12 protein-coding genes are annotated in these 12,506 nt (G+C 53.8%); 8 read left to right on the top strand and 4 right to left on the bottom strand.

The annotated features are described in order from the left end of the window. Window positions 1-413: 413 nt before the first annotated feature. Window positions 414-1,205 carry an alpha/beta fold hydrolase gene (locus tag PU683_RS14770; RefSeq protein ID WP_277172744.1) on the bottom strand — a complete coding sequence of 264 codons (792 nt, stop codon included), beginning with the start codon at window positions 1,203-1,205 and terminating at the stop codon, window positions 414-416. Between the two features lie 390 nt (window positions 1,206-1,595). Between PU683_RS14770 and sufA the strand changes: the two genes are divergently transcribed. The 7 genes from sufA (at window position 1,596) to ldtE (ending at window position 8,211) form a co-directional block, all read left to right on the top strand. Next, window positions 1,596-1,952 carry a Fe-S cluster assembly scaffold SufA gene (gene sufA, locus PU683_RS14765; protein ID WP_277172741.1) on the top strand — a complete coding sequence of 119 codons (357 nt, stop codon included), beginning with the start codon at window positions 1,596-1,598 and terminating at the stop codon, window positions 1,950-1,952. A gap of 8 nt (window positions 1,953-1,960) precedes the next feature. Then, window positions 1,961-3,445: a Fe-S cluster assembly protein SufB gene (gene sufB, locus PU683_RS14760; protein WP_277172738.1), complete on the top strand. Its 1,485-nt coding sequence runs from the start codon at window positions 1,961-1,963 to the stop codon at window positions 3,443-3,445. Between the two features lie 17 nt (window positions 3,446-3,462). After that, window positions 3,463-4,209 (top strand): Fe-S cluster assembly ATPase SufC, encoded by a 747-nt coding sequence (gene sufC, locus PU683_RS14755; RefSeq protein ID WP_277172735.1) that lies wholly within the window; start codon window positions 3,463-3,465, stop codon window positions 4,207-4,209. Next, window positions 4,184-5,455, top strand: a complete 1,272-nt coding sequence (gene sufD / locus PU683_RS14750) for a Fe-S cluster assembly protein SufD (protein WP_277172733.1) — start codon at window positions 4,184-4,186, stop codon at window positions 5,453-5,455. The genes sufC and sufD overlap by 26 nt, the downstream gene beginning before the upstream one ends. Further along, the gene (sufS, locus tag PU683_RS14745) at window positions 5,452-6,672 is read left to right on the top strand and encodes a cysteine desulfurase SufS (RefSeq protein WP_277172731.1); all 1,221 of its coding nucleotides are present in this window, start codon (window positions 5,452-5,454) and stop codon (window positions 6,670-6,672) included. The genes sufD and sufS overlap by 4 nt, the downstream gene beginning before the upstream one ends. A 13-nt stretch (window positions 6,673-6,685) precedes the next feature. Next, window positions 6,686-7,102, top strand: coding sequence for a cysteine desulfuration protein SufE (sufE, locus tag PU683_RS14740; RefSeq protein ID WP_277172728.1), 417 nt, complete (start codon window positions 6,686-6,688; stop codon window positions 7,100-7,102). Between the two features lie 98 nt (window positions 7,103-7,200). Next, a complete protein-coding gene (gene ldtE, locus PU683_RS14735; RefSeq protein ID WP_277172725.1) occupies window positions 7,201-8,211 on the top strand; it encodes a L,D-transpeptidase LdtE in 1,011 nt (336 codons plus the stop codon). Between the two features lie 66 nt (window positions 8,212-8,277). Here ldtE and PU683_RS14730 read toward each other — a convergent pair whose 3' ends face one another. The 3 genes from PU683_RS14730 to ynhH all read right to left on the bottom strand — a co-directional run bounded on the left by PU683_RS14730 (window position 8,278) and on the right by ynhH (window position 10,448). Next, window positions 8,278-8,514 carry a major outer membrane lipoprotein gene (locus tag PU683_RS14730; RefSeq protein WP_006118977.1) on the bottom strand — a complete coding sequence of 79 codons (237 nt, stop codon included), beginning with the start codon at window positions 8,512-8,514 and terminating at the stop codon, window positions 8,278-8,280. Window positions 8,515-8,825: 311 nt separating this feature from the next. Continuing rightward, a complete protein-coding gene (gene pykF / locus PU683_RS14725; RefSeq protein ID WP_277172717.1) occupies window positions 8,826-10,238 on the bottom strand; it encodes a pyruvate kinase PykF in 1,413 nt (470 codons plus the stop codon). 15 nt (window positions 10,239-10,253) lie between these two features. Continuing rightward, window positions 10,254-10,448 carry a protein YnhH gene (gene ynhH / locus PU683_RS14720; protein ID WP_431190942.1) on the bottom strand — a complete coding sequence of 65 codons (195 nt, stop codon included), beginning with the start codon at window positions 10,446-10,448 and terminating at the stop codon, window positions 10,254-10,256. Window positions 10,449-11,247: 799 nt separating this feature from the next. Between ynhH and PU683_RS14715 the strand changes: the two genes are divergently transcribed. After that, a complete protein-coding gene (locus PU683_RS14715) occupies window positions 11,248-12,504 on the top strand; it encodes an autotransporter strand-loop-strand O-heptosyltransferase (protein WP_277172713.1) in 1,257 nt (418 codons plus the stop codon). Window positions 12,505-12,506: the final 2 nt, after the last annotated feature.

The following is a 12,506-nucleotide window of genomic DNA, read 5'->3' as shown; positions in this document are numbered from 1 at the left end:
CAATTTTACCTACGCAATCATCACATTTGAAAATTGTTTTAAGTGATCGATCTGCTGCTGTTTGATAGCCTCTATCTATTGCTATTACAAAACCGATCGCTTAAATCTATATAATTGGTCGGATTTATCGACGTAATATTTCTATTAACGGCAGATTATTATCTGTTGGTTTGTTTTGGGTTTTTCTTATCTTCTTGTTATCGCTGATAAAACATCAAGAATCAATTTTTGTATTGTGTGAAAAGGGGGCAACGAAACGGCGCTGCGAGGGCGCTGTTTGACAGTTTAATGAGTCAGTAAAAGCATTAATTGTTTAAACATGAACTCATTACTGACAATAAATCACGGCCAGTGAGGAAAATAAGGTGGGCGCACCCGAAGAAAAAAGCGCACCCGGGAGAAAAAAGCGTCAATTAAACATGACGGGTCAGGAAATCGATAATCATCCGGGTGACGAATTCAGGGTTTTCCCGGTTGCTAATATGGGCAGCACTGGGAATAAGGCTAAATTCACAGCCCACTTTTTCCGCCATTAATTGCCCCTCCAACGGCGGGCGCGGTAAATCCAGCTCTCCGGTGGCAACCTGCACCGGACAGGTAATTTTCTCCAGAATTGCCATGCGATCGGGACGCCCGAAAATAAGCTTGCCAAGGGGCACGATGCTCGCGCGCAGCTCTTCTGCGCTGAGTGCGCCGAGCCGGGCGGTGAGCGCCTGGACGTCAGACGGGTCGGCATTGTGCGAGTAGAACTGCGAGACGACATACGCCAGCAGCGGCGCGGGAAGCGTACCTGCGGCGTCGATAGCGTTAAGCATGGCGAAATACTTCTCTCGCGCCTCATCCGTCTCACTGCCGACAAAGGTGTCAAAGAGCATTAGCGCTTTAACCCGCTGCGGCGCCATGGCGGCGAGCTCAGCGCCCCACATTCCGCCGACCGACAGCCCGACCACCGCGAACTCCTCAATACCGAGAGCGTCCATAATCTGCAGATGATCGGCGGCGAGATCGGCCATTGTGCTTGTTCCGGCGGGCAGTGCGGGCGATTCACCATGCCCCCACAGGTCAGGCACAATGACGCGAAACTGCTTCGCGAGGGCGGTCATTTGTGGCGACCACATGGTTTTATCAAACAGGTAACTGTGACCAAGCAGGAGGGGATAGCCGCTGCCGCTATCGATGTATGACAGGGTAGTTGGTGTCTGCATCACGCTTTTCCTTATATGAGCGCCCGTTGGCGTGAGCGCGGTAAAAGTGCGCTCATCATATAAAAGATCGCTCGCCCCGTGAGTCTGCAAATTCCTATTCTTCGCCAGGCATCCATTTTTAAGCCTTTCCTATAATAAAAATAGGCATTTCCTATACATTTTTTGCGCTTTTACCGATTTAACGCGTTACGCTTGCTAAAGCCATTAATTATCAATTTATTAATCATTTTTTTACCGTGCTCTGCACCCTCCCAACAGGGTCTATGCTTAACAGATACGCTGTAAAAAGGGCCCGTGGGCGAATAACCCTGCGGTCAGGAGGTTGAAGTGAGAATTATTATCACTAACATAGCGTTATGCCCTTCAGCTCAGATGAAGTGAGGTAACACGATGGAATCATTTAACCCCGAAGATTTTGCATGGCGCGGGCTCACCATGACGCCAGCCGCCGCGGAGCATATCCGTGCGTTAACGGAAAAACAGGCTGGCCTCCTTGGCGTACGGCTCGGTATTAAGCAGACCGGCTGCGCAGGCTTTGGTTATGTTCTTGACACCGTAAGCGAGCCGAACGACGACGACCTGCTGTACGAATCTGATGGCGCTCGCCTCTACGTCCCTTTACAGGCCATGCCTTTTATCGATGGCACCGAAGTGGACTATGTGCGCGAAGGCTTGAACCAGATCTTCAAATTTAATAACCCGAAAGCGCAGCACGAGTGCGGCTGTGGCGAAAGCTTTGGGGTATAGGCGGTACTATGTCTCGTAATACTGAAGCAACTGACGATGTCAAAACCTGGACCGGCAATATCAATTATAAAGAGGGCTTTTTTACCCGGCTGAATACGGATGAGCTGGCGAAAGGCATCAGCGAAGAGGTCGTGCGTGCCATTTCGGCGAAACGTAATGAGCCTGAGTGGATGCTGGAGTTTCGTCTCAACGCTTTTCACGCCTGGCTGGAGATGGAAGAGCCGCACTGGTTAAAAGCCCATTACGACAAGCTTAACTACCAGGATTATAGCTACTACTCCGCTCCCTCATGCGGTAACTGTGACGACGCCTGCGCCTCGCAGCCCGGCGCGGTGCAGCAGACCAACGCCAATGCCTGGCTGACCGAAGAGGTCGAAGAGGCCTTTAACCAGCTCGGCGTGCCGGTGCGTGAAGGCAAAGAGGTGGCGGTTGACGCCATTTTTGACTCGGTCTCCGTTGCCACCACCTATCGCGAGAAGCTCTCCGAACAGGGGATCATCTTCTGCTCATTCGGTGAGGCGATCCACGATCACCCGGAGCTGGTGCAGAAATACCTCGGCACCGTGGTGCCCTCGAACGATAACTTCTTCGCCGCGCTGAATGCCGCCGTCGCCTCTGACGGCACCTTTATTTACATCCCGAAAGGGGTGCGCTGCCCGATGGAGCTGTCGACCTATTTCCGCATCAACGCGGAGAAGACCGGCCAGTTCGAGCGCACCATTCTGGTGGCGGATGAAGGGAGCTACGTCAGCTATATCGAAGGCTGCTCTGCGCCGGTGCGCGACAGCTACCAGCTGCATGCGGCGGTGGTGGAAGTGATCATCCACAAAGATGCGGAAGTGAAATATTCCACGGTGCAAAACTGGTTCCCTGGCGATAACAACACCGGCGGTATCCTCAACTTCGTTACCAAGCGTGCGCTGTGCGAAGGCGAGAACAGCAAAATGTCGTGGACACAGTCGGAGACCGGTTCTGCGATCACCTGGAAGTACCCGAGCTGTATCCTGCGCGGTGACAATTCGATTGGCGAATTCTTCTCGGTGGCGCTTACCAGCGGGCATCAGCAGGCCGATACCGGCACCAAGATGATCCACATCGGTAAGAACACCAAATCGACGATTATTTCGAAAGGGATCTCGGCCGGACACAGCCAGAACAGCTACCGCGGGCTGGTGAAAATCATGCCGACAGCAACCAACGCACGAAACTTTACCCAGTGTGACTCAATGCTGATTGGCCCTGATTGCGGTGCGCACACTTTCCCTTATGTCGAGTGCCGCAACAACAGCGCGCAGCTGGAGCATGAAGCGACCACTTCACGTATCGGTGAAGATCAGCTCTTTTACTGTCTGCAGCGCGGCATCAGCGAAGATGACGCCATCTCCATGATTGTTAACGGCTTCTGTAAAGATGTCTTCTCCGAGCTGCCGCTGGAGTTTGCCGTCGAAGCGCAAAAACTGCTGGCCATTAGTCTTGAACACAGCGTCGGTTAAGAATTAAAGGATAATAAATGTTAAGTATCAAAGATTTGCAGGTTGGTGTTGAAGATAAATCGATTCTGCGCGGCCTGAACCTTGAGGTGCGTCCGGGCGAAGTGCACGCCATTATGGGCCCGAACGGCTCTGGTAAGAGTACGCTCTCCGCTACCCTCGCCGGGCGCGAAGATTATGAAGTGACCGGCGGCAGCGTGGCGTTTAAAGGCAAAGATCTGCTGGAGCTGTCGCCCGAAGATCGCGCGGGCGAAGGCGTCTTTATGGCCTTCCAGTATCCGGTGGAGATCCCCGGCGTCAGCAATCAGTTCTTTCTGCAAACCGCGCTCAACGCGGTGCGTAAATATCGTGGCGAAGAGGCGCTGGATCGCTTCGATTTTCAGGATTTGATGGAAGAGAAGATCAAACTCCTGAAGATGCCGGAGGATCTGCTGAGCCGCTCGGTTAACGTTGGCTTTTCCGGCGGTGAGAAGAAGCGTAACGACATCCTGCAGATGGCGGTGCTGGAGCCGGAACTCTGTATTCTCGACGAGACCGACTCGGGGCTTGATATCGATGCCCTGAAGATTGTTGCCGAAGGGGTGAACTCGCTGCGCGATGAGAAACGCGCCTTTATTATCGTCACCCACTACCAGCGCATTCTCGACTACATCAAACCGGACTTTGTACATGTGCTGTATCAGGGGCGCATCGTGAAATCAGGCGATTTCACGCTGGTTAAGCAACTGGAGGAGCAGGGCTATGGCTGGCTTACCGAACAGCAGTAACGCGCTGCAACAGTGGCACCATCTGTTTGAAACAAAAAAGGGGGCGCACTCCGCCACGGCTGAGCAGCACCTGCAGCAGATGCTGCGCCTCGGCCTGCCGACGCGTAAGCACGAGAACTGGAAATATACGCCGCTTGATGGCCTGTTAAACAGCCAGTTTGTCGCCAGCAGCGCCACCCTCGGCGCGGCACAGCGTGATGCGCTGGCACTGCCGGTTGATGCGCTGCGGCTGGTGTTTGTCGACGGGCTGTTCCGCGCTGAACTGAGTGACGACACCACCGGCTCCGGGTTTACGGTGACGGTAAGCGAGGCTGGCGACAACCTGCCTGCGCCGGTGCAGCCGGAGCTCTTTTTACACCTTACCGAAAGCCTGGCGCAGAGCGTGACGCGCATCGAGGTCGCCCGCAACCAGCGTCCTGAAAAGCCGCTGCTGCTGATGCACGTTACGCAGGGGCTGGCCGGGGAGGAGATGAATACGGCGCACTATCGTCACCATATCGCGCTGGCGCAGGGGGCGGAAGCGACGGTCTACGAACATTATGTCAGCCTGAATGGCGCGCGCCATTTTACCGGCTCGCGCGTCACCATGCAGGTCGGCGCGAATGCACGGCTGCACCATGTCAAGCTGGCTTTCGAGAACCCGCTCAGCTACCACTTTGCGCATAACGATATTGTGCTTGGTGATGATGGCGCAGCCGACAGCCACAGTTTTCTGCTTGGCGGTGCGGTGCTACGACATAACACCAGTACCCAGTTGAATGGCGAAAATACGCAGCTCAATATCAACAGCCTGGCGATGCCTGTGAAGAGCGAAGTGTGTGATACCCGCACCTGGCTTGAGCACAATAAGGGCTACTGCAACAGCCGCCAGCTGCATAAAACCATTGTCAGTGACAAGGGGCGGGCGGTGTTTAACGGTCTGATCAAGGTGGCGCAGCATGCCATTAAGACCGACGGGCAGATGACCAACAACAACCTGCTGCTGGGGCGTCTTTCGGAAGTGGATACTAAACCGCAGCTGGAAATTTATGCCGATGACGTGAAGTGTAGCCACGGGGCGACCATTGGACGTATCGACGATGAGCAGATGTTTTACCTGCGCTCGCGCGGCATTGATGAGAACGCGGCGCAGCAGATGATCATCCATGCCTTTGCCGCTGAGCTGACCGAAGCCATCAGCGACGAGGTGCTAAAACAGCAGATTCTGGCGCGTATCAGCCAGCGTCTTGCAGGGGGCGAAGCATGAGTTTTCCCGTGAACGAGGTACGTGCCGATTTTCCGGTACTGCAACGTGAAGTAAACGGACTCCCGCTGGCATATCTCGACAGCGCCGCCAGCGCGCAAAAACCGAATGCGGTTATCGACGCCGAAGCGGAGTTTTTCCGCCACGGTTATGCCGCTGTGCATCGTGGCATCCATACGCTCAGCGCGGAAGCGACGCAGCGGATGGAGAGTGTGCGGGTGCAGGCCGCAACCTTCCTCAACGCGCGTTTACCGGAAGAGATTGTGTTTGTGCGCGGCACCACTGAGGGGATCAACCTCGTCGCTAACAGCTGGGGCAACAGCCAGGTCAAAGCGGGCGATAACATCATCATCAGCGCCATGGAGCACCATGCCAACATCGTGCCGTGGCAGATGCTCTGTGAGCGGATGGGTGCCGAGCTGCGCGTCATCCCGCTCAACCAGGATGGCACGCTGCAGCTTGAAGCGTTACCCGGCCTGCTGGATGCGCGGACAAAACTGCTGGCGATTACGCATATCTCGAATGTGCTGGGCACTGAGAACCCGATAGCTGAAATCATCGCCCTGGCGCATCAGCACGGCGCGAAGGTGCTGGTGGATGGCGCGCAGGCGGTGATGCACCACGCTATCGATGTGCAGGCGCTTGATTGCGACTTCTATGTTTTCTCCGCCCATAAGCTGTACGGGCCGACCGGCATTGGCGTGCTCTACGCCAAAGAGGCGATTTTGCAGGCAATGCCGCCGTGGGAAGGGGGCGGAGCGATGATCGCGACCGTCAGCCTGACTGAAGGCACGACCTATGCGAAAGCACCGTGGCGCTTCGAGGCCGGTACGCCGAATACCGGGAGCATTATGGGATTTGGCGCGGCGATGGAGTACGTGACGCGTCTCGGTCTGGAAGCGATTGGGGAGTATGAAGAGACGCTAATGCGTTATGCCCTCAATGCGCTGCGCGAAGTGCCGGATCTCACGCTCTACGGCCCGGCCGACAGAAAAGGGGTGATTGCCTTTAATCTCGGCAAACATCATGCCTATGACGTGGGCAGCTTCCTGGATAATTACGGTATTGCGGTGCGCACCGGTCACCACTGTGCGATGCCGCTGATGGCCTTCTATAATGTCCCGGCAATGTGTCGTGCATCGTTTGCGATGTATAACACGCATGAAGAGGTGGATCGTCTGGTTACTGGCCTGAAACGTATTCATCAGTTACTGGGCTAACAGGGAGCACGCCATGGCCGCACTACCCGATAAAGAGAAGCTATTGCGCAACTTTAACCGCTGCGCCAACTGGGAAGAGAAGTACCTCTATATTATTGAACTGGGCCAGCGCTTACCGGCGCTGAGCGCTGAAGCGCACAATGCAGACAATCTGATTCAGGGCTGTCAAAGCCAGGTGTGGATTGTGATGCAGCGTAATGACGACGGCGTGATTACGCTTACCGGCGACAGCGATGCTGCCATCGTCAAAGGGCTTATTGCGATTGTCTTCGCCCTCTATCAACAGATGACTGCGCAGGACATCGTGGCATTTGATGTACGCCCGTGGTTTGAAAAGCTCGCCCTGACGCAGCACTTAACCCCCTCCCGCTCGCAGGGGCTGGAAGCGATGATCCGCGCTATCCGCACCAAAGCTGCCAATCTTAGCTAAACTCAAAAGACCCTTCTATCCTGTTTACGCGGGGCGCTTGCCGCCTCGCTGATTCTTCAGCTTTCTGACAGCCTGTCAGTGATTACAGGAAACACAGCATGAAACGCGCGTCTTTACTTTTTCTCTCTCTTTTTGGTGCATTAAGCACGCTTAGCCTGGCCCATGCGGCGGAGTACAGCCTGCCTGCGAATGGCGGCCGCCTGATTGGTCAGAACCAGACCTACACCGTACAAGCCAGCGATAAAAACCTGCAGGCCATTGCCCGCCATTTTGATACAGCGGCAATGTTGATCCTCGAGGCGAATAACACCATCGCGCCGGTTCCCGCACCGGGTACGACGGTGACTATCCCCACGCAGATGCTGCTGCCGGATACGCCGCGAGAGGGGATTGTCGTCAACCTGGCGGAGCTGCGGCTCTATTTCTATCCGCCGGGTAAAAACAGCGTGCAGGTCTACCCGATTGGAATTGGTCAGCAGGGGCTGGAGACGCCGGTGTCGGTAACCCGTATCAGTCAGAAGATCCCTAACCCGACCTGGACGCCGACCGCGGGTATCCGCGCACGTTCACTTGAGCGGGGCGTAGAGTTACCGAAAGTGGTGCCGGCCGGGCCAAATAACCCGCTGGGGCGTTTTGCCATGCGTCTGGGGATTGGCAATGGCGAATACCTGATCCACGGCACCAATGCGCAGGATAGCGTCGGCTTGCGCGTCAGCTCCGGCTGTATTCGCATGAATGCGCCCGATATCGAAGCGCTGTTTGCCCAGGTCGCTGCGGGGACGCGGGTGGCTATCATCAACGAACCGGTGAAGTATGCCGTCGAGCCTGATGGCAAACACTACATTGAAGTGCATCGTCCGCTGGCGCAGACCGTCGATCAAGATACGCAGACGCAGCCTATCGTCTTCTCACCGGCGCTGGGCGCGTTTATTGAACAGTCAGGCGGTGATCGTACGATGATTGAGAAAGCGCTCTCGCGTCGCGCCGGTTATCCGGTTGTCGTGGCGGGCGGGAAAACCACCTCAGCGCCAGCCCCGGTGTTGTCGGTACAGAACATGATGAAGCCGACTGCGGGCGTTGAAGGTCAGAGCGAAGCGATGACGCAGTAGGTAAGAGGGGTGGAAGGGGGCAAAAAAAATGGCGCACAATGTGCGCCATTTTCATTACAGGTACTCTTACTTACGGTAAGAGTGAGCCTGGTTGTCCAGACGCTGGTTAGCGCGAGCTGCGTCGTCTTTAGCAGCCTGAACGTCAGAACGCACTGCGTTCACGTCGTTGCTCAGCTGGTCAACTTTAGCGTTCAGAGTCTGAACGTCAGAAGACAGCTGATCGATTTTAGCGTTGCTGGAGCAACCAGCCAGCAGAGTAGAACCCAGGATTACCGCGCCCAGTACCAGTTTAGTACGATTCATTATTAATACCCTCTAGATTGAGTTAATCTCCATGTAGCGTTACAAGTATTACACAAAGTTTTTTATGTTGAGAATATTTTTTTGATGAGAATGCACTTAAATTTGCTCGTTCGCTCAAAGAAGCATCGACTTTGATTTAACTTGCTAAAAACGCCTATTAAAACAGCGGATTCTCATCGGATTCATCTTAGATAAAGTGCGATTTAAATAGCAAAATCCGATTGAAACTTTTAATTCCTTCCGCAGTTTGAAATATTAAAAAAAAAGCGCCGTAAGGGCGCTTTTTTAATCTGCCGAAACTCTGGTAATTATTACAGTACGTGGACAGAGGCGGTGTTGGTGGTGCCGCTCGGAACCAGCGCCCCGGAGACCATTACCACAACTTCACCTTTGTTCGCCAGGCCGCTTTCCAGCGCGACTTCTTTACCCAGACGGTAGAAATCATCGGTAGAGGAGATCTCTTTCACCAGCTGTGCGACAACGCCTTTGCTCAACACCAGCTGACGCGCGGTCACTTCGTTGGTGGTCAGCGCCAGAATGGTCGCATCCGGGAAGTATTTACGCACGGCGCGCGCCGATTTACCGCCCTGAGTCGCGACAACGATCAGCGGCGCTTCCAGCTTCTCAGCGGTTTCCACTGCGCCACGGCAGACAGCTTCGGTGATGCGCAGCTTGCGGCTGTCGTTGTTGTAGTCCAGACGGCTGGTCATCACGCGGTCAGTACGCTCGCAGATAGTCGCCATGATAGAGACGGCTTCCAGCGGGTATTTCCCTTTCGCCGATTCGCCAGAGAGCATTACGGCGTCGGTGCCGTCAAGGATGGCGTTCGCCACGTCGCCCGCTTCAGCGCGGGTCGGACGCGGGTTTTTGATCATCGAGTCGAGCATCTGCGTGGCGGTGATCACCACTTTACGTGCGCGAATACATTTTTCGATCATCATCTTCTGCGCGAAGATCACCTCTTCAACCGGGATTTCAACGCCCAGGTCGCCACGGGCAACCATGATGCCATCGGAGGCTTCAAGGATCTCGTCGAAGTTGTTCAGGCCTTCCTGGTTTTCGATTTTGGAGATGATCTGGATGTTTTCGCCGCCGTGTGCTTTCAGGTGCTCACGAATTTCAACCACGTCGGAACGCTTACGAATAAAGGAAGCGGCAACAAAATCGACGCCTTGCTCACAGCCAAAGATCAGATCCTGCTTATCTTTTTCCGCCAGCGCCGGCAGGGCGATGGAGACGCCCGGCAGGTTCACGCCTTTATTTTCGCCGAGATCGCCGTTGTTCAGCACTTTACAAACAACTTTATTCCCTTCAATGGCGGTCACTTCCATACCGATCAGGCCATCGTCGACCAGCACGGTATCGCCGACGCTCAGGTCGTTGGTGAAGCCTTCATAGGTTACGGCAACAGTGTCGCTATTGCCGACAACGGATTTGTCGGTGGTGAAGGTGAAAGTCTGACCCGCTTTCAGCGAAACGTCGTTACCGCCTTCCAGTTTAATGGTGCGGATTTCCGGACCTTTCGTGTCCAGCAGGATAGCCGCTTTCTTACCGGTTTTGCTCATCACGTTGCGCAGGTTCTGAATGCGCTGGCCGTGCTCAGCATAGTCACCGTGAGAGAAGTTCAGACGCATGACGTTCATGCCTGCGTCCAGCATTTTGGTCAACATCTCTTCGGATTCGGTTTTCGGACCGATGGTGCATACAATTTTGGTCTTTTTCATGACAGTTTCTGGTCTTTAAGTTTGGGTTGAGAAGGAGTGGGAATTCACGCTCCGGGGTGCGCACGGCGCCGGAGTCAAACCTGTGTTGCGAAAAGAGCGATGCCACAGACTAAGGATAGGTGACATCAAAAAAGCGTGCAGAGGAATGTGTGCCTGAGGTTCAGCCAGCCTGGAAAAATATTGATATGAGTTATCTGCTTTACAGTTCAATCAGCTGAATCCATTCAAATTAGGATTGCGGCATTATAGCGTCCACAGTCACAGAAAGGAATTAAAAACGCTGTTTCAAAATACGAATTGGTCGCCGTCAACGTTTCGTTATGCAACCGTTATCACATAATTGCGCAATCGTTGCGCCGCCGTATACGCACGTCCGGCAGGTGAACCTGACGACGGTAATGGCTTCAGAATGACCGCATTGTGCGGCAACAATATTTTACACCTGCGCAAGTGCTTATTTATCGAGCCACTCGCTTGCTCAAGAAAATTAGCAATCAGAAAGTTCCATATATCTCAGTTGACGCTCTTCCGGCGCAGGCAATTAAATAAATAAAAAATGAGCTGCTTGCACTCTAATTAATTACCACGATAGCCATTTTTTAATCAAACCGGGCAGGTAATCCAGTGGATATAGCATTCATTTCGTCCGAGTAACTACAGAAATATATTTTATATTTCCGTATCAATGTCACGTTTTTGCATCAAATTTAGTTTAAGGATAATCCTAAAATGCTTGCATTGAAGGGTGGCTAACTTCCTGTTTTTAAATGTTTATTTATACGCAGCGTGAAAAAGTTAAAAATATAAGCTATTGATTTATATACAACTTAACTTTTTGAGATGATTTGCAATAAAGCACGGCGTAACTACGCTTAAGCGACTCTTAACGAGACTCAAAAATTTATAAAAAGATTTGTTCCGGAGAATTATTCCCGGAGGTCGGCTGGTGCCTGATAATTATTTACTGCCAGCCCAATTCAATGCGTTAACTCTTGATGAAGGTTAGGCGATGACGACTTCCACAGTTGTTGGTCATGGATATGCTTTTATTTCACCGCCAGAAATACCGACCCAGCAGGGGCCGATGGGTATCCTGTATGATTTTAATGACGGTGCCCGTTTACTGTTGCCGGACGGTCACTGGCGGGTAGAAATAAGTGATGACGAAACGGGAAATATCCTTTTTGCTGACGATGTCGCGCAAGGGTGGGTCATCAGCACAAAAAAATATTATGTGCCGTTTCGGCTACGGGTCTGGGACAGCCTCCAGTCTGAACCCGTGCTGGATCATACGCTGGATATGCGCGGCAAACGGGTACTGGTCTCTTTTCCCAGCGGTACGCTCGGCGATCTGGTGGGGTGGGTGCCTTACGCTGAACGCTTTCGACAGACCTACCAGTGCAACGTTGACTGCACCATGGCGCAGCCGATTGTCGATCTTTTCTCACCGGTCTACCCGCAACTCAATTTTTTTACCCCGGAAAGCTGGCAAGCCGGGCCGGGTGTGAGCGCGCCGCCCTACGCCAGCTGGCGTGTCGGCCTCTTTTTTAACGGCGATCTCGATAAACAGCCCTTTGATTTTCGCGCCGTCGGCCTGCACCGCACCGCCGGGCATATTCTCGGCGTCGATCCTACCGAAATCATCCCTGATCTGCGCCAGCACACTGCGCGCCGTATCGCTGAGCCCTATGTCTGCATCGCCACCCAGTCCACCAGCCAGGCCAAATTCTGGAACAACGGCACCGGCTGGCATGAGGTCATCGACTATCTGAAAGCGCAGGGCTACCGCGTGCTCTGTATCGACAAAGAGCGCGTGGTTGGCCGGGGTTACGTCTGGAACAAGATCCCCCACGGCGCGGAAGATTTCACCGGCAATCTGCCGCTGGCTGAACGCGTGGCCCTGCTCGAGCACGCCGATTTTTTTATCGGCCTCGGCAGCGGTCTCTCCTGGCTTGCCTGGGGCTGCCATATCCCGGTGGTGCTGATCAGCGGTTTCAGCCTGCCAAACAGCGAGTTTTATACCCCCTGGCGCGTCATCAACACCCATGTCTGCAACGGCTGCTGGGATGACGTGCGGCTCAATTTTGATCATCAGGACTATTTCTGGTGTCCGCGCCACAAAGGCACGGACCGGCAGTACGAATGCACACGATTTATCACTGGCAAGCAGGTCATCGGCCATTTACGTCGGCTGATGGCTCTGCGAAGCAATCCCTTTGGCATCAAAACAACAGCATTGGCAGACCCCGATCAACACGCCGCATAGCG

Origin of the sequence: Candidatus Kosakonia sp. 282A-S69 (assembly GCF_029433855.1) — a bacterium.
Taxonomy (GTDB): domain Bacteria; phylum Pseudomonadota; class Gammaproteobacteria; order Enterobacterales; family Enterobacteriaceae; genus Kosakonia; species Kosakonia cowanii_A.
The sequence above is the reverse complement of the archived record's forward strand: the minus strand, read 5'-3'. Positions and strand labels throughout refer to the sequence as shown.

Bases quoted from the DNA above. Each gene is read 5' to 3' on its own strand.
- PU683_RS14770 (WP_277172744.1), bottom strand. From the start codon at position 1,205: ATGCAGACACCAACTACCCTGTCATACATCGATAGCGGCAGCGGCTAT.
- sufA (WP_277172741.1), top strand. From the start codon at position 1,596: ATGGAATCATTTAACCCCGAAGATTTTGCATGGCGCGGGCTCACCATG.
- sufB (WP_277172738.1), top strand. From the start codon at position 1,961: ATGTCTCGTAATACTGAAGCAACTGACGATGTCAAAACCTGGACCGGC.
- sufC (WP_277172735.1), top strand. From the start codon at position 3,463: ATGTTAAGTATCAAAGATTTGCAGGTTGGTGTTGAAGATAAATCGATT.
- sufD (WP_277172733.1), top strand. From the start codon at position 4,184: ATGGCTGGCTTACCGAACAGCAGTAACGCGCTGCAACAGTGGCACCAT.
- sufS (WP_277172731.1), top strand. From the start codon at position 5,452: ATGAGTTTTCCCGTGAACGAGGTACGTGCCGATTTTCCGGTACTGCAA.
- sufE (WP_277172728.1), top strand. From the start codon at position 6,686: ATGGCCGCACTACCCGATAAAGAGAAGCTATTGCGCAACTTTAACCGC.
- ldtE (WP_277172725.1), top strand. From the start codon at position 7,201: ATGAAACGCGCGTCTTTACTTTTTCTCTCTCTTTTTGGTGCATTAAGC.
- PU683_RS14730 (WP_006118977.1), bottom strand. From the start codon at position 8,514: ATGAATCGTACTAAACTGGTACTGGGCGCGGTAATCCTGGGTTCTACT.
- pykF (WP_277172717.1), bottom strand. From the start codon at position 10,238: ATGAAAAAGACCAAAATTGTATGCACCATCGGTCCGAAAACCGAATCC.
- PU683_RS14715 (WP_277172713.1), top strand. From the start codon at position 11,248: ATGACGACTTCCACAGTTGTTGGTCATGGATATGCTTTTATTTCACCG.